18 protein-coding genes and 2 pseudogenes are annotated in these 19,451 nt (G+C 69.8%); 4 read left to right on the top strand and 16 right to left on the bottom strand.

Annotated elements, in window-relative coordinates; translation table 11 throughout:
* Positions 1-397 precede the first annotated feature (397 nt).
* From AB0F62_RS33365 to AB0F62_RS33355, 3 genes are all read right to left on the bottom strand, one after another.
* Complete coding sequence (locus AB0F62_RS33365) at positions 398-1,633, bottom strand: epoxide hydrolase (protein ID WP_361808029.1); 1,236 nt, start codon at positions 1,631-1,633, stop codon at positions 398-400.
* Positions 1,634-1,741: 108 nt separating this feature from the next.
* Positions 1,742-2,200: a nuclear transport factor 2 family protein gene (locus tag AB0F62_RS33360; RefSeq protein WP_361808026.1), complete on the bottom strand. Its 459-nt coding sequence runs from the start codon at positions 2,198-2,200 to the stop codon at positions 1,742-1,744.
* 49 nt (positions 2,201-2,249) lie between these two features.
* The gene (locus tag AB0F62_RS33355) at positions 2,250-2,624 is read right to left on the bottom strand and encodes a nuclear transport factor 2 family protein (RefSeq protein WP_361808023.1); all 375 of its coding nucleotides are present in this window, start codon (positions 2,622-2,624) and stop codon (positions 2,250-2,252) included.
* Between the two features lie 227 nt (positions 2,625-2,851).
* On the opposite strand from AB0F62_RS33355, the pseudogene AB0F62_RS33350 reads away from it, so the two are divergent.
* Positions 2,852-2,983 (top strand): annotated as a pseudogene (locus AB0F62_RS33350) (TetR family transcriptional regulator); the annotation flags it as partial.
* A gap of 825 nt (positions 2,984-3,808) precedes the next feature.
* Here AB0F62_RS33350 and AB0F62_RS33345 read toward each other — a convergent pair.
* The 6 genes from AB0F62_RS33345 to AB0F62_RS33320 all read right to left on the bottom strand — a co-directional run bounded on the left by AB0F62_RS33345 (position 3,809) and on the right by AB0F62_RS33320 (position 8,110).
* The gene (locus AB0F62_RS33345) at positions 3,809-4,210 is read right to left on the bottom strand and encodes a VOC family protein (RefSeq protein WP_361808020.1); all 402 of its coding nucleotides are present in this window, start codon (positions 4,208-4,210) and stop codon (positions 3,809-3,811) included.
* The gene (locus AB0F62_RS33340; RefSeq protein WP_361808017.1) at positions 4,207-4,722 is read right to left on the bottom strand and encodes a cupin domain-containing protein; all 516 of its coding nucleotides are present in this window, start codon (positions 4,720-4,722) and stop codon (positions 4,207-4,209) included. The genes AB0F62_RS33345 and AB0F62_RS33340 overlap by 4 nt, the downstream gene beginning before the upstream one ends.
* Positions 4,723-4,824: 102 nt before the next feature.
* Positions 4,825-5,367, bottom strand: a complete 543-nt coding sequence (locus AB0F62_RS33335; RefSeq protein ID WP_361808014.1) for a GNAT family N-acetyltransferase — start codon at positions 5,365-5,367, stop codon at positions 4,825-4,827.
* 89 nt (positions 5,368-5,456) lie between these two features.
* On the bottom strand, positions 5,457-6,023 hold the full coding sequence (locus tag AB0F62_RS33330; protein ID WP_361808011.1) for a hypothetical protein: 567 nt from the start codon (positions 6,021-6,023) through the stop codon (positions 5,457-5,459).
* Between the two features lie 309 nt (positions 6,024-6,332).
* Positions 6,333-7,547 (bottom strand): WD40 repeat domain-containing protein, encoded by a 1,215-nt coding sequence (locus tag AB0F62_RS33325; RefSeq protein WP_361808008.1) that lies wholly within the window; start codon positions 7,545-7,547, stop codon positions 6,333-6,335.
* Positions 7,544-8,110, bottom strand: a complete 567-nt coding sequence (locus AB0F62_RS33320) for a SigE family RNA polymerase sigma factor (protein ID WP_361808005.1) — start codon at positions 8,108-8,110, stop codon at positions 7,544-7,546. Before AB0F62_RS33320 ends, AB0F62_RS33325 begins: the two co-directional genes overlap by 4 nt.
* Positions 8,111-8,378: 268 nt before the next feature.
* Between AB0F62_RS33320 and AB0F62_RS33315 the strand changes: the two are divergent.
* A pseudogene (locus AB0F62_RS33315) lies at positions 8,379-8,485 on the top strand (AAA family ATPase); the annotation flags it as partial.
* A gap of 55 nt (positions 8,486-8,540) precedes the next feature.
* On the opposite strand, the gene AB0F62_RS33310 reads toward AB0F62_RS33315, so the two are convergent.
* Together AB0F62_RS33310 and AB0F62_RS33305 are read right to left on the bottom strand one after the other, a co-directional pair.
* Positions 8,541-8,927, bottom strand: coding sequence for a DUF4440 domain-containing protein (locus AB0F62_RS33310; RefSeq protein WP_361808002.1), 387 nt, complete (start codon positions 8,925-8,927; stop codon positions 8,541-8,543).
* Between the two features lie 229 nt (positions 8,928-9,156).
* Positions 9,157-10,044, bottom strand: coding sequence for an NmrA family NAD(P)-binding protein (locus tag AB0F62_RS33305; RefSeq protein ID WP_361807999.1), 888 nt, complete (start codon positions 10,042-10,044; stop codon positions 9,157-9,159).
* Between the two features lie 252 nt (positions 10,045-10,296).
* Here AB0F62_RS33305 and AB0F62_RS33300 point away from each other — a divergent pair, with 252 nt between their 5' ends.
* Together AB0F62_RS33300 and AB0F62_RS33295 are read left to right on the top strand one after the other, a co-directional pair.
* Positions 10,297-10,437 (top strand): hypothetical protein, encoded by a 141-nt coding sequence (locus tag AB0F62_RS33300; protein ID WP_361807996.1) that lies wholly within the window; start codon positions 10,297-10,299, stop codon positions 10,435-10,437.
* Positions 10,438-10,566: 129 nt separating this feature from the next.
* Positions 10,567-11,391, top strand: coding sequence for an enoyl-CoA hydratase/isomerase family protein (locus AB0F62_RS33295; protein WP_361807993.1), 825 nt, complete (start codon positions 10,567-10,569; stop codon positions 11,389-11,391).
* Positions 11,392-11,682: 291 nt separating this feature from the next.
* Here the strand turns inward: AB0F62_RS33295 and AB0F62_RS33290 are convergent, their stop codons facing one another.
* From AB0F62_RS33290 to fabV, 5 genes are all read right to left on the bottom strand, one after another.
* Entirely contained in the window at positions 11,683-12,531 is an 849-nt protein-coding gene (locus AB0F62_RS33290; RefSeq protein ID WP_361807990.1) for a VCBS repeat-containing protein, read from the bottom strand.
* A gap of 522 nt (positions 12,532-13,053) precedes the next feature.
* Positions 13,054-13,545 carry a hypothetical protein gene (locus AB0F62_RS33285; RefSeq protein ID WP_361807987.1) on the bottom strand — a complete coding sequence of 164 codons (492 nt, stop codon included), beginning with the start codon at positions 13,543-13,545 and terminating at the stop codon, positions 13,054-13,056.
* A gap of 567 nt (positions 13,546-14,112) precedes the next feature.
* On the bottom strand, positions 14,113-16,566 hold the full coding sequence (locus tag AB0F62_RS33280; protein WP_361807984.1) for a SpoIIE family protein phosphatase: 2,454 nt from the start codon (positions 16,564-16,566) through the stop codon (positions 14,113-14,115).
* 471 nt (positions 16,567-17,037) lie between these two features.
* Positions 17,038-17,943, bottom strand: coding sequence for a hypothetical protein (locus AB0F62_RS33275; RefSeq protein ID WP_361807981.1), 906 nt, complete (start codon positions 17,941-17,943; stop codon positions 17,038-17,040).
* 169 nt (positions 17,944-18,112) lie between these two features.
* Positions 18,113-19,327, bottom strand: a complete 1,215-nt coding sequence (gene fabV / locus AB0F62_RS33270; RefSeq protein ID WP_361807978.1) for an enoyl-[acyl-carrier-protein] reductase FabV — start codon at positions 19,325-19,327, stop codon at positions 18,113-18,115.
* Between the last annotated feature and the right edge of the window lie 124 nt (positions 19,328-19,451).

Here is a 19,451-nt window from a genome sequence, read left to right as displayed (position 1 = left end):
GAGAACACGACCGGCCGGCCGGTCCCCCAGTCCTTGAAGAAGATCTGGGTCCCGTCCTTGGCTGTTGCGTACGGCATGATCCTCAGTCCTCCTCGTCCCGGCGGGAACGCAGGGCCCGGGGTCGCCGGTGCTCACGCCGGACGCCGGACCTGGCCTGGTACGCCATTGCTCAACGGTAATCCGGGGGCGAGGACGCGGCGCGTCGGAGCCGCGCCCGCCCAAGGGGTGAGCGAAGGCACGAGAGGCACGGGGCGTCCGGCGTCCACAGCCATCGGAGTGGCGGAATACCCCCTGACCGTCACCGTGGGTATCCGCCACTCCTGACGGGTTCAGGCCGCCTGTCCCCCCTGGCGGACCCCACTGCCCTCGACGCCCCGCCCGCGAGGGGCGGCGAGGGTCAGCGCACCTTGCGGAAGGTCTCGCGGACGTCGCCGATGTAGGCCCCGGGATTCTCGAAATGGCCGAAGTGGCCTCCCTTCGGGTGGGCGTTGACGTTGACCACGTTGAACGAGTCGTAGGACGGGCCGTGCACAAAGGCGGCGATGCGCTCCTCGACCGTACGGACACCGGGCGGGTAGACGTCACCGAGCAGGAAGGTGAAACCCGCCGGGGCCTCGACCACCGGCCGGCGGTCGTGCGACGGCGTCCAGGGGTAGCGGATGGTGTTGCGGTACATGCGGATCGAGGTGCCGATGGATTGCGTCACCCAGAAAACGGTGGCCTGGGTCAGAACGAAGTCCCGGGAGAAGGCTGCGTCGAAGTCGCCGTTCTTGTCGCTCCACTTCTTCCACCGCTGCAGCAGCCAGGCGAGCATGCCGACCGGGGAGTCGTTCAGACCGTGCGACAGCGTCGACGCGTCCAGCATGTGCACGGCGACGTGGGAGGCGTAGGTGGAGTGGAACGTCTTGATGTCATTACGCAGTTCGGGTGAGGCGTCCGCGGGGATGGGCTGGCCCATGGTCAGGTCCCAGTAGCGGTCGTGCTGGAAGAGACCAGGCGGCAGGTCGTGGCCGAAGTGCAGGGCGATGAGGCTGTCGGCGTACTTGTGGCCCAGGGCGCTGGTGACCAGGGCACCGTAATCGGAGCCCAGCGAGCCGTACTTCTCGTAGCCGAGCACCTCGGTCATGAGGGTGTGGAGGATGTCGGCGATCTTCCAGTAGTTCAGGTCGCCCCGCGTGAGGGGGGTCGACCACGCGAAACCGGGCAGCGTGGGCATGATGACATCGAAGGCGTCGGCCGGGTCGCCGCCGTGGGCGGCGGGGTCCGCGAGGGGGTCGAGAAGCGGGTAGCTGAACTCACCAGGCCACGGCCAGCCGTGCAGGACCAGCAACGGGGTCGGGCTCGGGCCCTTGCCGGGCTTGCGGACGAAGTGGACGGGCGTTCCGTCGATCTCCACCGTGAACTGTTCATGGCCGTTCAGCCGCTTCTCGGCCGCGCGCCAGTCGAACCCGTCGGCCCAGTACTCGACCAGCGGCTTGAGGTAGGCGGTGCTCACGCCGTAGTACTCCTCCTCGTTGTCCAGGTCGTCGAAGAAGCGGGTCCTCCTCAGGCGATCCGCAAGGTCGTCCAGGACGTCCTGTGCGACATCGATGGTGAAGCGTTCCGGCGACGGAGCCGTGTTCTCTTGAGCCATGAGCGCACTTCTTTCTGGGGAAATCTCTCGGGAGGTTTCTCGGGCAGTTCTCGGCAAGCCGGCGATGTGCCGAAGAGCGAGGTGCAGGGGCCCGGCGACGGGGCGCCGTCAGTAGCTGAAGTCCAGGCGCAGCCGGGTCTGCTCGAGTTCGGCGATGAACCAGGCGCCGCCGGTCCTGACGAAGCGCGCATGGTAGTGGCCGTAGCCGTGCATGCCCTTGAAGGGGAAGTCCGGGTTGGCCTCGGCGTCCTCGGGCCGGGTGATGATGTCCTCCATCGACCAGGTGCCGCGGGCGCCGGTCGCCGACTCGACGTCGATCTCGTCGGAGTAGAGATGGTGGACCAGGACGTCGTCGGGACCACTGCTCCCGCCGATCGTGGCGGCGATCTCCTCACGACCGGTCATCCGCAGCCACACCGAACCGTCGGGCTTGCGTGGGGTGAAGGTGCCGTCGGGAACGAACAGGCCGGCCAGGTCCTTCCACCGCTTCTGGTCGGCGTAGCGGACGTACCGTGCCATCAGGCGGCGCAGTTCTTCGATCGTGTTCAGGCGCTCGAGGTCGTTCATGTGGTGCTCCTCACGGGGTCGGGATGGTCGCCCGGCGGCAGTCGCCGGCTCAGCGCAGGAGCGCGCGGGCGTAGTCGGGGTTGGTGTAGTCGCGCCAGGCGGCGATCCTGCCCTCGCGGAGCTCGTAGACAGCCAGGTTCATCACGGGAGCCGGTGCCCTGCCCGGAAGGCCGAGGCCGTGGACCTGCTCGGCGATGACGACGTCGCCGTTGACGGCCTGGTGAACCGTCTCGAAACTGACCTGCTCGAAGGTGTCGAAGACGTTCCGCCACATCTCCAGAAGGGCGTCCCGGCCGCGGATCTCGTCGTCGCCGTAGTTGCGGAAGACGACGTCGGTGTGGAGGAACGGCAGCAGGCGGTCGGTGTCCTTGGTGGCGAACGCCTCGACGAATGCACGGACCAGGGTGTCGTTGTCGACGGACATGGATTTCACTCGCTTTCCGGGCTCGCACGCCGGGGCGCGCGGCACACGAGGGGGTCGAGGTACCGGGAGCGGTCTGGACCGGCTGGTCCATCTGTTCACAGCCGCCCAGCATGAGTGGAGAAAATTGGACCCGCAAGTCCAGAAGGTTGTTTATGGACCACGCGGTCCAGTTACCTATGATGGTGACGCCATGCTGATCTGGAAAGGGCACGGCGACCAAGGCGCGGATCACCGAGGCCGCCGCGCGGCTAGTCGCCGTCAAGGGCGCGGCCGGGACCTGTCTCGACGACATCCGCGCCGCCACCGGCACGGGCAAGAGCCGGCTTTTCCACTACTTCCCGGAGGGCAGGGCCCAGCTGCTGCTCGCCGTCGCGGAGGACTGCGCACAGCGCGCCCTGGAGGACCAGCGCCCCCTGCTCGACCGACTCGACACCTGGGAGTCCTGGGAGCAGTGGCGGGACCTGATGCTCCGGCTCCACACCCCCGACAACGGCCACTGCCCGTTGACAGCACTCACCCGCCGGTCCCCGCGGACGGGCCCGGGCGTTCAGGCGCTGATCTCCGACCACCTCGAACGCCGGCACGCCGCCCTCGCCAAGGGCCTGACGGCCATGCGGACCGACGGGCTGCTCCGTGAGGAAACCGACGTGGACGAGCTCGCCACAGCCGTCCTCGCCGCCGTACAGGGCGGGGCCGCGATGGGACGGATCACCGGATCCACCTCCCCTCTGCGTACCGCGCTCACGACGGCACTCGACCACCTGCGGACCTGGGCACCAGCCGAGCCGGTCCTTCCGTTCGGGCGGAGCCCGAAGCATGTACGTTTTGTCGAGCTGTCCGGCGGGGCGATGTCCGCTTTGCTCGATGGTGACCTGTCCGAAGCCGGCAGCATGGCCGGGATTCCGCCGCCAGGGATATGCCCGATCCGCACTGATCGAACTGCTCCGCCACGCCGCGGCCGAACCCGCGGTCACGACCGTGCGGGCGACGATCAGCCCCCGACAACGTGGCATCCCTGGCCACGATCTCGGGCTTCGGCTTCGTCGAGGTGGGCGAGCAGTGGGACGAGGAGGACGGTCGCGAACTCGTCTTCGAGGTTCCCGCCCGCCGGATGCCACCCGCTTGATGGGCAGGGGTTGTTCGCCCATGCCCGCCCATGCTCCGGCCCTCAACGGTCGCGGGCCTCAGGCGCTCCAGGAACGCGAGCAGAGCACCAAGCGGTAGCCGTCAGGATCGGCAACGGTGACGCCGTACTCGTCCCAGTAGGGGTTGTGCGCCGCGACGCGGGTGCCGCCCGCGGTGATGAGGCGACCCACGAGGGCGTCATCGACCGCGGCACCGAGATAGAGGACGAAGAGGTCGTCCACTGTGGGCATGGGCTCCAGCGGACGCTCGGGGTCGTGGGTGAGCTCGAAGTGCCAGGAACCGCCCGGGAATCCGAGCATGACCAGATCGTGCTTGCCGGAGACACTCTCGGTGGTGCGCCACAGAACGTCGAGCCCGAGGCCCTCGACGTAGAAGCGCTCGGCGGCCACGAGGTTGCGGGAGGGGCGGGCGATCCGGATGCGGGTGTCCGGCGTGATCACTCCGAGGCCTCCAGGGCCGCGCTCCAAACCGGGCTGTCGACGTAGTGGTTGTCGAAGCGCTCGGACGTCTCTGCGAGTCGGCCCGGGGGCTCCTCACCACGGGTGACCTGCCCCAGAAGACGCAAGTAGTCGAAGCGGTCCATGCCCGGCGTGAAGACGCACAGCACGTCGGCACCCGAGCCCGGGGCAGCGCGGAAGGCGTGCGGCGTGCCCGGCGGCACAGCGAGGAAGTCACCCTGGTGCAGGATGGTCACCTCCTCGCCGAGCAGCACCTGGAGCGATCCGCTCAGCACGAAGAACAACTCCCAGGCGCGCGTGTGGAAGTGGGCAGGCGCGCCGGCCGCCCCCTCGGTGAAGGTCGAGCGGTAGCTGGTGAACGCTCCCCCGGTCTGCGCCGAATCGGCGAACAGCGCCATCACGGCACTGGGGTCGGCGCAGGTCTCGGCCTCGCCACCGCGCGTGAGTACCGTCCCGCTGCCTATGTGGCCGTTCAGGCTGTGGTCCCAAGTCATGATCACGACCTTACCGATCAGGTAGGACAACAGGACCACACGCGAGGTCCCTGGTACGGCGAACTCGGGTCCGCTACGCGACTGCCGTGCTCGGTGCCGCCCTCAACGGGTGGTCGTGACGTATTCGTCAGACGACAACGCGAACACCCGCACTCGCCGGCCGCTGGTGGGATTGACGGTCTCACGGTCCAGACGCATGCCCAGTTTGACCATGATCCGCTCGGAGGCGTCGTTGCCCACCTGGGCGATGCTGACGATCCGCTCCAACCCTCGCTCTTCGAACCCGAACCGTACGGCGGCCGCAGCGGCCTCGGTGGCCAGGCCCTGCCCCCAGTGGGAACGTCCCAGCCGCCAGCCGACCTCGACCGCCGGCAGTACCTCCGGCAGGAACGTGGGCACCGAAAGGCCGGTGAACCCGGCGAGCTCGCCAGTGGACCGGATCTCCACGGCGAACAGGCCGAATCCCTGTGACTCCCACTCGCTCTCCCATGCCTGGATCCCGTTGCGAGTCTGACGTTCGTCACGGACGCTGCCGTCACGGATCCACCGCATGACCTCGGGATCGGCATTGACGGCGGCCATGGGCGCGACGTCTTCCTCGCGCCAACGACGCAGGATCAAACGGGGAGTCTCAAGCGTGACCATCCGATCATTCTGGATCACAAATGGGCGCTCTGCCATCCTCACCAGGCACTTTCGATACCGAAGGAACGCAGCGACCGGCAGCGCGGCGATCAGAAGACCTTGACTGCCCACCGCCGACAGTCCGGGACGCTCAGAAACCCGGCACCGGGCAGTCGGCCCACGCCCTTGAACTCGGAGTGCCGGGAGAGGCGGATCACCTCCCCGCCCGTGGCACGGTTGAACACCAAGGCATTGGCCGTGATCTCGGAATGGAAGTCGAACGAGACACCGGCCGGTCCGCCTTCGTACCGGAACACGGCGGCTCCGCTGCCGGACACCTCCCCTGCCAGAAGCGGCAGTTCCTCCCCCGAGAGCACCGACAGCCTCCAGCGCGCGACCCCACCGACACTGCGCCCCGGACACCGGCGAACCACCCGCAGAGCGTTGAAACCGGCGGGCACGACGGCCCGGGCCGGCCGGACACCTCTGGTCCAGCCCAATTCGCCTCCCGTGACGATCTCCCGGGACGTCTTGCGCAGCGGAAAGATCTGGAAGTTGCTCGTCCAGCCGCCTGTGATCTCCACCGGTACCGGCCTGTCCGGCGCATGCTCCGCGATCTCGATCTCCCGGCTGCGCCATCCACTCCACGTGGCGCGCGCCTCATCTCGGTTCACCATTCGGCCTTTCGGTCGCACCAAAGTCCCCACCGCGACGTGATGTCCGGACTCCCTCGTCGGCTCGCGGACCCGAGGACCGTCGGCCTGGCCATGAGCCCCTCATCTCGTGCGAGGGCCAGTATGGCGACACTGCACACCGTTGGTCATCTTCTCGGGACCACTCACGCCAGGCAGGCCGCGGCGTCGGAGATGACCGGGGGACGAACGCCGGGCGGCCGCCCGCGGGCGGCCCGCACACCGCGGCGGCCCGCCGGCCGGGAGACGGCCGACGGGCTGCCGGGGGCGTACGAACGGCCGGCGGCCGCCCGATCAGCGTTCGGCGAACATCGGCGTCCACCGCCCGGCGGCACCGTCGTTGCCCTTGCGGAAACCGCTCAGCGGCACGACCTTCTCGCTGCCGACCGTGACGAGCACGAGCCGGTTGCGGAACTCGTTCGAGCCCGGTGTGATGTCCCAGGCGATCAGCCGCCTGTTGTCGACCCAGGCGAGCAACTGCTGCCCGCGTACCGTGGTGACCTGCCTGCCGGTGTACGGGTCCAGGAGCGCGGAGGCACTGCGCTTGTTGTCGCCCGCGAAGTCACCCGCGACGAGCTTGCCGTCCGGGGACAGCCCCGCGTAGTTGGCCCAGTGCACGTACTCCTCGTTGGCGGGCTTGGCGACCCTCTTGCCCGCGAAGTCGTAGTACCGCATGTGGGGAACCGTGATGAGCCCGGAGTAGACCAGCTTGCCGTCGTGGCTGAAGGCGAAGTCCTGGCGGGCGTTGAGCTCGTCGACGTCGGTGACCTCGCTCCAGGATCCCTTCCCGGAGGCCACGTCGAGAACGTAGAAGCCGGTCCGGCTCGACTGGTCGAGCGGCCTGTCCCAGTCGTTCTTCTCGCCGTCGCCGTCGCTGTCGTAGTCCGCCTTGTACAGCAGGTCCGGGTTCGCGCTGTACGTCGTCGCGACGAGCTTGCTGCCGTCGGGCGAGAACTCGACCCCCGCGACGCCCTTGTCGACCGGAATCCAGCGCTCGACCTGCCCGGTGAGCAGGTTCAGCAAGCCGATCCGCCGGGCTGGAAGGTCCTTCTCCAGGACGGCGGCGGTCCGCATACCGGGAGCGACGTCGATGAAGGACCACTTGGTGCTCTTCACATACCTGCCGGTCTTCTGGTCCAGGAGCCGGTAGGTGCGAACCGCGACAGCACGGTCCTCGGTCTGCTTGACGTTGCTCCAGGTGTAGTAGCCGGCCAGTGCCACGTCACCCGCCGCGATCAGGTCACGCGGCGGTGTCTGGTCCGGATGGGCCACGATGTCGCCCGGGGTCATCTCGCTCGCGAGGCGCACCCCGTCCTTGCCGGAGTCCAGGAGGGGCACCGCCACCGCGACGGTGACCACCGCGGCGGTGGCCGCGGCTGCCAACGCCAGAGCCCGCGTCCGACGGCGCCGTCGGAGCGTCAGCACCCGCTCGGCGAAGCCCGGCCCCAGCGGCGGCTGTTCGGCGGCCTGGTCGCGCAGCGAATCGCGCACCAGTTCATCGACGTTCACGGACGCACCTCCACAGGCGAGAAATCACGGGACGGCTGCTGTTCGGCGTCCGCTGGGCCAAGCGCGGCCAGTTCGGGCGCCAGGCCCCGCAGCCGGGCCAGGGAGCGGTGCGTGGTGGACCGCACCGTGCCGACCGAGCAGCCCAGGAGACGGGCGACGTCGGCCTCCGGCAGGTCCTCGAAGTAGCGCAGGACCAGTACGGTGCGCTGACGGGTGGTGAGCCGGGCCAGCGCGGCGCGCATCACGATGCGCAGGTCGGCAGCACCGGGCCCGTCGTCGGAGCCGTGGCGTGCGGGGCTCTCCAGCGGCTCGGGAACGCTCAGTTCGCGCCGCGGCCACTTCAGCCGCCAGCGGCTCACCTGCTGCCGGTAGAGGATCTGCCGGACATACGCCTCGGGCTCCTCGATGCGGTGCCAGCGCCCCGCAGCCCTGATCAGCGCGTTCTGCAGCAGATCCTCGCCCGCATGCCGATCCCCGCCGCTGAGCAGGACAGCGGTCTTCAACAGCGCGGACGACCTGCTCTCCACGAACTCCCGGAAGCTTTCCTGACCCTCGGCATCCATCGTCACCTTCTCTGGCTCGTTGCGGAAGTTTCCGCGACCGGCTCGCTGTCCTTGAAGACGCGCGCGACAACCCCTCGCTATGCCTGCGTGCACACGGAAAAACAGGCGGCCGGCCCACACCGGGGTCCCGACGCCGCCGACACACCACGCCGGCAGCCCGGCAAAGGCGATCCCGCCGAGCCGGACACGACGGTGCCCGTTCCGGCGCGGCCCCCAGCCAGCGCGGCCCCCAGCCGGTACGGCATCAGCGTGGCGCGGGCTCAGCAGCGGCTGAACGAAGACCTTTACCGACCCCGCCTCTGCGCCGCCATCGTCGACCGGCTCACCTTCGGAGGCGGCATCATCGAGACCGGCACTGACTCCTGCCGGCTCGCCCCAGACGCGGGCACAACAGCGAGCCTCCGCCTGAAGACGGTCCAGGGCGCTCCTGCTACTCGACCTCCGGCGGAACGGGAGTGGCCTGGTGGTAGTACATCCGCCAGCCCGTCCCATCGCTCCGCTTGCGCCAGAGCGAGCTACGGCGCGCCCGCCGGCCATCGATCACCGTCTCGTAGGTGAGGTGCACCAACCCGGGTGCCAGAACGCCCCCCGCGATGTCCGACGGCTGGTACTGGGGACCTTCCTCGGAACTGCCCGCCATGTCCGGCAACGCGGCGAGCATCTGCTCGTAGGTCCATCGCCTGCCAGATGCACCGACCTCGACGAACTCAGGGTCCAGTAGTTCCCTGGCCAAAGATCGCGACGTCCGCACGTTGGGGGCCATGAGACGCAGCTCGCCCGCGACTGCCTCGTTGACCTCGTCCGATTCATGACTCACAGACGTATCTTCGCCTCGGCCCCCCAATCCGTTGCAACCGGGTTACCGCCGGCCGGGCCCTCGCGATCGCCCGCGGAGCAACAGTCGTGGCCGAGGAGAGCCTGATGCGCAGGCAGCGGACGCGTGCGAAACGAGCGCCGCGCTCAGTACGTCAGCGGCGGCGTCGCCCTCGGGGCGGTGACACGACCTGCCGACGGTCTGGGGCCCCGATCCTTCTCGGGCCGGCCGACTACGCGCCCGGCTTCAGGTAGTCGAGCTCGAACGCCGAGCGGTGTTCGTTGATGAACTCCTCGATCGTCGTGAGCGGCTGTCCCGTGATGCGCGGGGCCGTGTCGCTGATGCCCGCCAGGCGGCCCTCCCGCTGGTCGAGGGTCACGGCCTCGAAGTGCTTGAGCTTAGCCATGTCGTCCCCGATGCCGAGCAGCTCGAGGAATTCGGCCGCGGTGACCTGTTCGAACGGAAGGTCCCGGCTCAGCACCCGGCCGACCTCGGCGGCGAGTTCTTCATGGCTGTACTCCACAGGGCCGGTGAGGGCGTGAATCCGCCCACCGTGCTCTTCGGGCGAGGCGAAGATGCGGGCAGCGGTCAGCGCGATGTCGCGGCCGGCGATCGGGGCGAAGCGGCTCTCCTTGTCGAACGGCATCACGTACCGGCCGTAGCGGATCAGCCCGGAGATGTAGAGCAGCCACTGCATGAAGAACGTGACCCTCAGGTGAGTGGTGGGAACTCCCGACCAGTCGAAGATCTGCTCGGAGAGCCAGTGGTTCTGCGTGGTCTTGCTGTGCGCATGGGGCCGGGACTGGAAGTGCGACATGTTCACGATGAGCTCGAGGCCCTCTTCCCTGGCGGCCTGCGCGAACATCACCGCGGCCTCGACCAGTCCGTCCCCGATCGGGTAGTTGAAGTAGGCGCGCTGGACTCCCTCCATGGCCTTGCGGACGTCACGGAGGTTGAGCAGGTCGCCGAAGACGACGTCGGCGCCCTTGTCGCGCAGTCGCTGTGCCCGCTCGTCGTCGCTTCGGACCATGGCGCGCACCCGGAAGCCCGCCGTGAGCAGGTAGTCGACCATCGGTCGGCCGGTCTCGCCGTTGGCTGTCGTGATCAAGATCGTGGTCATGGATTCCTTCTTCGCTGGTGTTGCCGGTACACGGGGCCTGGGCTTCCTGGCGTCGCGCCCCTCGGGAAGAGGGCCCAGACCGCGGGAGCGCGGGAACGGACGGGATGCGGTGCGCCCTCCTGCGGGCGTGGGGTATCCCTGCCTGGGCCCGGGCCGCCGCATCGCCCACGGGCGCTGGACCCGGCGACGCCCCGCCGACGTCCCTGCCGGCGACCGGACCACTCACACATAGATTCTACATGAAATCTAAAGATGGCAACGGCCGCCACCCCGGGCGGGCGGCGATCGATCGGCCGCGGACCCGGCACCGAGGGCCACCGGCCCGGCGACACCCGGACCGAGGGCGACCGGCTCGCCGCGGACCCCGAGGCTCATGCCGATCCGCGGGTGTGACCGCGGTCTCTTCGCGCGCCGCCGGAGCCCCCCTTATCCTTGATTTCGAAATTAAAGCCAGAGTCTCCGACCGGTCGAGCCTCACCGCACCGGGCGTGACCTCCGGCACCATCAGCAAGGAACGAGTACATGAGCGCACACGAGCAGTTCCAGGTCCAGGCAGTCAGCTCGTCCTACTGGAGGGTGACCTTCTCCAACGGCGAGATCAACCTGATCGACCCGGACACCATCGAGCAGCTCGCGGAGCTGATCACCCGCATGGAACAGGCTCCCGACCTCACCGCCGTCGTCTTCCGCAGCGCGAACCCCGACTTCTTCATGGCGCACTGGGACATGCTGGCCGACCGCTCCCGCGTGGCCGGCATGAAGCCGGCACCCTCCGGTCTCCACCCCTTCGCGGACAACCTCTACCGGCTGGCCAAGGTGCCGGCCGTCACCATCAGCGAGATCAATGGACGCGCCCGCGGCGCGGGCAGCGAATTCGTCCTGGCCACCGATATCCGCTTCGCCGGTCCGAGCGCCATCCTCGGACAGTTCGAGGTCGGCGTGGGGTCGGTCCCCGGAGGCAACCCCAGCGGCCGCCTTCCTCGCCTGCTGGGCCGGGGCCGCGCCCTGGAGATCCTGCTGGGCGCCGACGACTTCGACGCCGACCTGGCAGCGGCCTACGGCTATGTCAACCGCGTCCTGCCGCAGGATGAGCTGGACCGCTTCGTCGACGCCTTCGCCCGCCGCATCGCCGGGTTCGACAAGACAGCCGTACAGGAGACCAAGGCGCTGGTCGACACCGTCACCGAGCCGCCCGTCGAGGAATTCGGCACAGCACTGGCGACCTTCTTCCGGACCTCCGGCCGACCCGAGAACGCCCACCGCGTCAAGCGGCTCTTCGAAGGCGGTCTCCAGCAGCCCGACGGAGTCGAACTCGACCTCGGCCGAGCGGTGGACCTCACCTCCTGATCCACCCGCGAGCCGACTGGGGCGGTCATATCCTGCCGAGCGCGTACGACGAACACGAACCGGCCGCTCACGCCGGGCGGCGAACTCTCTCGCGCACTCGGCTGCCCTCGCCACAGGGAGGGTCGGCGGTCGGGTACGCGACGTCGGGCGAAGTGATCGTGGACGGCCCCGCCGAGTCCTCCAGGGGACCGAACGGGAGGGGGATGCCGCACCGTTGGCATCCCCTCCCGCCGTCATGCCCCCAGGCGGTGCGGCCCGGCAGGACCGATGCGTCGAGAGGGGTGTCGCAGATCAGGGCCAGCGCGTGCCGAGTATCACCGGCGCCTGGCTGGAGTAGCCGCGCCGGCTGTCGCCGGGGTAGAGCCACAGGTCGTCGGTCCAGTAGTACTGGGCGATGATGTCCTGGTGCCCGTCGCTGTCCCAGTCGGTCACCCCGAAGGCGATGTACCAGGCCCAGCCGTTGCCGATGCGTACCCGGCCCTGACCGGAGTAGCCGCGCCGACTGTCGCCGGGGTAGAGCCACACATCGCCGGCCGTGTCCTCGGCGACGATGTCCTGATGCCCGTCACCGTCCCAGTCCGCCACCCCGAAGGAGCTGTAGCCGTTCCAGCCGTTGCCGATCTTCGCCACCGCCTGGGTGGAGGGACCACGCTTGCTCTCCCCGGGGTACAGCCACAGATCACCGGTCGCGTCGTTGCGGAAGAGGATGTCCTGATGGCCGTCGCCGTCCCAGTCCGCGACCCCGAAGGCGCTGAAGAAGCCCCAGGCGTAGCTGATTTTCACCGGCGCCTGGTTGGGGTAGCCGCGGCGGCTGTCGCCGGGGTAGAGCCACAGATCACCGGTCGCGTCGTTGCGGGTGAGGATGTCCTGATGGCCGTCACCGTCCCAGTCGGCCACCCCGAAGGGGCTGAAGCCTTTCCACCCGTTGCCGATCTTCACCGGCGCCTGGGTGGAGGGACCACGCCGGCTCTCCCCGGGGTACAGCCACAGATCACCGGTGTTGTTGCTCCTGGCGATGATGTCCTGATGGCCGTCGCCGTCCCAGTCGGCGGCGCCGAAGGGGGTGTTGACGATCTGGCCGGCCTGAGCATCCGTCGCGGCCGGCATCGGCAGGGCGACCGCCAGTACGACAGTGGCCACGCACCTGATCAGCCACCGTCTGCGGCCATGTCCGGGGCCACGCGGGGCGGGCGGGAGAGTACCGATCTTCACTGCGCCTCCAGCTACGTGAGTGTGCTGCCGGTGAGGGCGAAGACGTTGCGAACCTGCCCGTGAGGTCTCGGGTCTCAACCGAGAGGCCGATCCCATGCCGGATCGGCGCCGGTGCCGACCGACCTCGATGAGCCGCGTACGCGGCCTGCCCGCAACCTCGGTGCCGATCTTCTCCACCGAAGGCGGCGTTCCCACCCCCTGGGCAAGAAGCTAAGGCAACTCCCTTGGTGATGCGCTCAGTTGTGTGATTTTCAAACCCCTCATCGCCCCACCGGGACCGTCGTCACACCCGACGGTCGTCCACGCCGAGCGCCTCAAGCGATCAGCCTCAGGTGCCCCGTGGGGAACTCCCCTCCCGGCACAGGCCCGGTGGCCCGCACGGCTGCGGCGCGGTGCGCTCCGCAGAGTGCGACAGGTCCGACAGGGCGGGCGGTCGGCGTGGGTGCATCGTCAGCGGACCTGGCCGCCGCTCCGGCCTCGCGGGCGCCGGCCGCGCTGCGGCGGCCGGGACCGGCGCGGCGCGGCGCTCTCCTCACCGCCCGGCGGCGCCGAGAACAGCGGGGCCGCGGAGAAGCCGCCCGGCACGTCGGGGCGCACCTGCGCGGGAACCGCGGCCGGCTGGGCGGACGGCTGGGCCGTCACGGTCGCGGTCGCGGGGCGGGGGCGGACCGCGGTACCCATGGGCCGGGCGTGCGGGATCAGCGGGGCGCAGGCCTGGCAGACCTCTTCGACGGTCCACAGTTGGCCGACCGCGGGGTCGTGACGAAGGATCAGCACAACGCCGCCGGTGCACATCACCTTGGTGTCGGCGTGCGCGGCGCACTGCCGGGACCGGCAGTGGCAGGCGGCGTTGGGGCGGATGGTGGCGACCCTGGCGTGGGCGGCGGCATGCTGCGCGGCAAAGGTCCGCAGCGCTTTGAGGTCCCGAGAGCGGGGCGGCATCCGACAGGCGGTGCTGCTGCAGGTGACGGTGGCCGTTCGATCCGGGTGGCCCTCGAGACGAACCGCCCAGATTCGTCCCGGAACGCGCTCGGTCGCCGGTGGGGTTGACGCAATTGTCACGCAGAGCTTCCATTCATCAGTCGTCAACAGTGTCCGAACCCCCATGGGTTACCGGACGGGCACGGCAGCAGCGGACGAAGCACCTTCGGGCATGAAGGGCGGCTTGATGTCCGTCGGCAGCTTGGGGCCGAGCTCACGCACGGTCTCGTCGGCTGCGTTGCACTCCGATACTGAACCACACCTCCGTAGGCCTGCCCGACGGCGGCCCATCCGTCGTCGCGAGCTTGCGCAACCCGCTTCGCAAGGGGAGACAGACCACGATCCGCGCCTGTGACGCCCCTGCGCGCCTGTGCCCCGAGTGGCGCACGTCGCGTCCTCGTGTGCACGGCCGAGGGACGGGTCGACGGTGGGCGCGGGGCCCCTCGGCTGTGGTGTGCACGGCGTCGTCCGTCTGACGGGCCGGGGCGGTGCGGCTGGTGGCGTCGCTTCGCCTCACGCGTCGCCGAGCTACGACGCTCGTGACCCCGCCCGGGGACGGGAGGTGCCGGGAAGCTCCTGCTCCGCCCAGACGACCTTGCCGCCGGCCACCGTTCGCGAGCCCCAGCGGCGTGACATCTGGGCGACCAGGAGCAGGCCGCGGCCGCCCTCATCGGAATTGCGGGCGCGGCGCGGGCGCGGGGCGCAGGTGTCGGCGTCGGATACTTCGCACGTCAGCACTTGGTGACGTTTCAGGCGGAGCCGGATGGGGCCGTCGCTGTGGCGGATCGCGTTGGTCACCAGTTCGCTGACGATCAGCTGCAGGGAGTCGCTCAGTACCTCCAGGCCCCAGACGGTCAGCTGACCGGCCGCCAGGTGCCGGGCGCTGCGAACGGCGCTCTCGTCGCTGGGCAGGATCCAGGAGGCCTGCTGGGCCGGGGGCAGGGATCGGGTCCTGATCAGCAGCAATGTGGCGTCGTCGCAGGATGCCTGCCCCGGGTTGGTCTCCGTCGCGCGCGTGCAGAGTTCCTCCAGACTCCGGCCCGGGTCCTTCAGGGCGGTGCCCAGGCGGTGCATGCCGTCCTCGATGTCCCCACCGCGGGTCTCGATCAGGCCGTCGGTGTACAGGGCGATCAGGCTGCCTTCGGGCAGTTCCAGTTCCACGGTCTCGAAGGGGTCGCCCAGGCCGATGCCCAGAGGGGCTCCGGGGGGAAGGTCGGCAAAGGTGACGCGGCCCTGCGGGTCGACGATCGCGGGCGGCAGATGCCCGGCGCGGGCCATCGCACACACCCCGGTGGCGGGGTCGTAGACCGCGTACAGGCAGGTGGCGCCCACGGCCCCGGGCAGCGGGTTGGAGTCGTCGCAGTCCTCCTCGGCCAGGCGCTGCACGGTGTCGTCGAGGTGGGCCAGGAGTTCGTCGGGGGGCAGGTCCATGTCGGCCAGGGTGCGCACCGCGGTACGCAACGTGCCCATGGTGGCGGCGGCGTGCAGGCCGTGCCCGACCACGTCGCCGACGACGAAGGCCACCCGGGCACCGGACAGCGGGATCACGTCGAACCAGTCTCCGCCGACCCCGTGGTCCAGGTCGGCCGGCAGGTAACGCGACGCCGTCTCGATCGCCGTGCCGCCGGTCAGCCGGCGCGGCAGCAGATTGCGCTGCAGGGTGAGGGCGGTGGCGTGTTCACGGGCGTACTGACGGGCGTTGTCCAGCGACTGCGCGGCGCGGTTGACGAGCTCCTCGGCCAGCAGCAGGTCGGCCTCCTGGAACGGCGCCGGGTTGTCGGTGCGGACGAACATCACCACCCCCAGCAGCGCGCCCCGCACGCGGACGGGCACCACCATCAGCGAGTGCATGCCGCTCTCGCGGAACCGTCGGGCCAGCGTCGGCCGCCCGTCGACCCAGGGCCGGTCCAGATGCTGTTCCAGGAAGGACTTGCCGGTACGCAGGGCGACGGCGAGCGGCGACGCGGACGACATCGGGACCGGGTCGCCGCGGGTCAGCGGGGACTCCGGGACCCCGGGGTGGATCGAGGCCTGCCCGGCCCGTCGCAGTACGGGAACACCCCCGCCGGTGCCGGTGCCGGAATGGAGTGCCGGCACTTCACCGAACGGAACGGACTGCTCCAGGTCGACGGTCACGTAGTCGGCCAGCAGCGGCACAGCGAGATCGGCCAGTCCCTGGCTGGCCTGCATCACGTCCAGCGTCTCGCCCAGACGTGTACCGGCCTCGGAAATCGCCGTCACGCGCTCGCGGATCCGCCGGCTCTCGGTGACATCGGCACTGATCACGCACACCCCCACCGTCTCCCCGTCGGCGCCCAGAAGACAGTGGTAGGCCGCAGCGAACGGATGCTCCCGGCCCTGAGCGGTGGGCAGCCACGCGCGGTACTCGTGCACCTTGGTGACACCGCCCTGCAGGACCTGCTCCATCACCGCCTCCACCGCCTCGGCCCTGGCTCCGGGCGCCGCCTGACTCAGCCGCCGGCCCAGCCGCCGCTCCTCGGGAATGCCGTCGTGCCGCTCCATCACCTCGTTGGCGAACGTGCACCGCAGCTGCCGGTCCCGGATGACGACTCCGATGGGCGCGCGGGCGACGAGCGGTCCGCGCACCAATCCACTCAGCGCGTCCCCGGCCAGCGCCCCCGGGTCGGTCACCGACAGCAGCCAGCGCCTCGTGCCGCCCTGTCCTCTCAGCGCCGTGATCCGCAGGCTGACGTCCACCAGGTGACCGTCACGGTGACGCACCGCCGTCGCGCCCGGCCAGCCGTTCTGCGCCGCACACCGCTCGACGGCCACCGGCATGCTCGGCGCCGCCCCGAAACACGGCACCACCACCGCGGCACTGCGGGTCACCACGTCCCCGGCACCGAAACCGACCAGCCGCTCGGCTGCCTGCGTCCACCCCACCACCATCCCCCGCTCGTCCAGCAGCCCCAACGCCGTATCCGAGACGTTCAGCCCCTCCAGCTGCTCACTGTGAGCCACCCCATGCGCACCCGCTGTCGCCACCAAGACCCTCCTCCTCCATCCCGACCAAAGCGTCGAAAGATTCCACTTTCGACCCACTTAGTTGAAAGACAGACGGTCTTTCCGATTTGTGACAGCAGCACCGCGACGGCCGACAGCAATCACGCAATGGCGATCAGCGAGGGGCGTGAACATGGATCCCCACCGACCGCGCCGACGTCCAGAACCGCGGGCCGCCCCCTCCAGCCCTCCAGCCCTCCAGCCGGTGCCGCCGACGCGGCCCCGCGGCCACCCCCTGCCGAAACCTGGACACCATGCCGGGGCCACTCCGGCCCGAGGTGACGTTGGGGATGACACTCCGCTGGAGCGAGGGAGGACTCCACACCAGCGGCATTTCCCAAGCCCATGCGGGAGGCTCAGGGACCCCCCGGCCCGAGCAGGGGCTGTTCACGGTGCCGCGACCGTAACCCCCGTCCCGGACCACGGGCATCAGCTCGCGCGTCGCCCTGTGAGCAGGTCCTGGTACGACGTGGACTGGAGCTGCAGGGGTGGAGCCATGTCGCCGAAGGACTTGCCGAAGGCTTGCGGCGACCGCGCCAGTTCCATCAGCACCTGGTCCGCTGCGTCGTCGCCGGCAAGGTTGGGCGCCAGTGCCGCACAGACCCGAACACCTGCATGCGGGTCGGCCAGCCAGGGGCGCGTGTCGCCGTCGAGGTGGCCTATGGCGATCACCATCGTCGCCAGGTCGTGCGAGGAATCGGCGGCCCAGGCCATCGACGTCAACTGCTTGAGCAGCTCCGGACGCTGTGCGGAGGCTGCGGGATGCCGCGCCAGTGACCCGACAGCCGCGGCGGCGCATGTCCTGCGCCTGGCGCGTTCCGACGCGAGGTGCGGCAGTGTTCGCCGCAGCAGCGCGGGAACCAGGTCGAAGCAGGCAAGTGCCGCCTGATCGAGAACGAGTTCACCCAGACCCGTGCCGTCCCCCCACATCCGGGCCCTGCCATCCGCATCGGTAGACACGTACGCGGCGGTCCAGGCCCGCAGCTCCGGTGCGCGGTCCTTGACCCGAGCACGGATCTCCGCAGCCCGGTCTCCGAGGTCGGCGGCGACGCCGATCTCGTACAGATAGGCGAGCATGGCATCGCGCAACGAGGGATCATCCGGCCCCAGCAGCGGATTGTCCAAGAGCTCGGCGACAAGCAGCGCAGTGGGCGCCGTCGCGGGCCAGGCCTTGCCTTCGCGACGAAGCGTCGCCGACCACAGGTGCGAATACCCGTCGACGAAAGCCTTCGCATCATCGCCGAGGAGAGCAGTCAGGTGCCGCGGCGTGTCGCCGGCGGGGCCCACGGCATGGAAGAGGCCGGACCAATCCACGTCATGCGTACGGTCATCCACAGCGGGGATGGTGCCACAACACCTCGACGGGCTCACATGGCCCGGACTCACTCCGGATCGGCGGACACGTTCACCCAGCCCGGTCCCCGACTTCGGACGCGGACACCCGACCCGCCAACCTCGCTCAACCCGCAATCTGGAACCGGACATCACCTTGCGTATCGCCCTCTCAGGGGGTTGGGGCGGGCCAGGGAATGTCCGTGGCCACTGCGGCGGTGTAGTCGACGCCCGGCACGGAGAAGCCGTACAGGCGTTGGACTTCGGCGCGGAACCAGTCGAGGTCGGCGAGGCCGGCGATGGTGTCGGTCGTGGCGGCCTCCCAGCGTTCGGCCACCGCCGCTTGGACGCGGTCGGTGAGTTCCCAGGTGTCCAGGCGGATCCGGCCTTCGTCGTCCAGGGCGAGCGGCGCGGCACCGGTGAGCTGGTCCCACAGGGCGGCGAGCTGGCGTACCGGCGGAACCAGGTCCTCCCCGAGCACACCGCGCAGCAGGCCGGTGTACAGGGCGATGCCGGGGATGGCGGTGGAGGACTGGGTGACGGCGGCACCGTTGACGGAGGTCACGGCCCGCCCGCCCACCGTCGCGCCGAGCCGCTCGTCGAGCGTGCGGGCGGTGGCCTCCAGGTGTGCCTTGGCGGCGCCAATGGTGCCCTGCCGGTAGATCGCCGCGGTCAGCGGCGATCCGATGTACGACAGCGCCGCGGTGCTGAAGCCCTCGCCGAGCAGTCCCCGACCGTGCAGGTGGTCGATCCAGCGTTCCCAGTCGGCACCGCCCATCACGGCCACGGTCTGCTCGACGTCATCGCCCTCTGCCGGGCCGGTCTCGACCTCGCGCACCTCGGGAACGCCCTGGTCGTCGAAGACCAGTGTCTTGGTGCGGTTTGCCCGGCCGATCGGCTTGAGGACGGAGGCGTAGGTGGTGCCGGTGTCCGGGTCGGTACGCCGGGGCGCGGCCACCGAGTAGACCAGGTGGTCCAGCCTGCCGCCGAAACGCCGCTCGATGAGGTCGGCGACCTGGTTCTTCATCGTGTCGGAGAACGCGTCGCCGTTGAGGAAGACCAGATCCCGCCCGGCGGCACGGGCGATGTCGGCGGTGGCGGCGGTGCGGTACCAGCCGGCCGTGGCGGTACGCCGTTCGGTGGCGGCCTTCTCGAAGGAGACCATGATGCCGCGGATGCCGGCGCGCTTGAGTCCGGCGACGGTGGCGGCCAGACCGTATCCGGCCGACGAGCCGATGATCAGGGCCACCGGCCCGGCACCCTCCGGCACGCCGGCGGGGTCGGGGCATGCCTGCCACATGTCGGCCACGAGCCGCTCGCAACCCGCCGGGTGGGCGTCGAGGAAGAGGAAGCCCCTGTTGCGGGGGGTGAGAACGCGCTCGCTCACGATGCAGTCCTTGGGTCGACCGGGCCGAGGACGCGGCAGCCGGCCGGGCCGCCACGTCCTGCAAGTCTGCGACAGCACGGACACGGACAGTGGCCCGGCCAGGGACAAGGATCATGAGTCGATC

This window comes from Streptomyces sp. NPDC026673 (genome assembly GCF_040638135.1).
GTDB lineage: Bacteria > Actinomycetota > Actinomycetes > Streptomycetales > Streptomycetaceae > Actinacidiphila.
The sequence above is the reverse complement of the archived record's forward strand: the minus strand, read 5'-3'. Positions and strand labels throughout refer to the sequence as shown.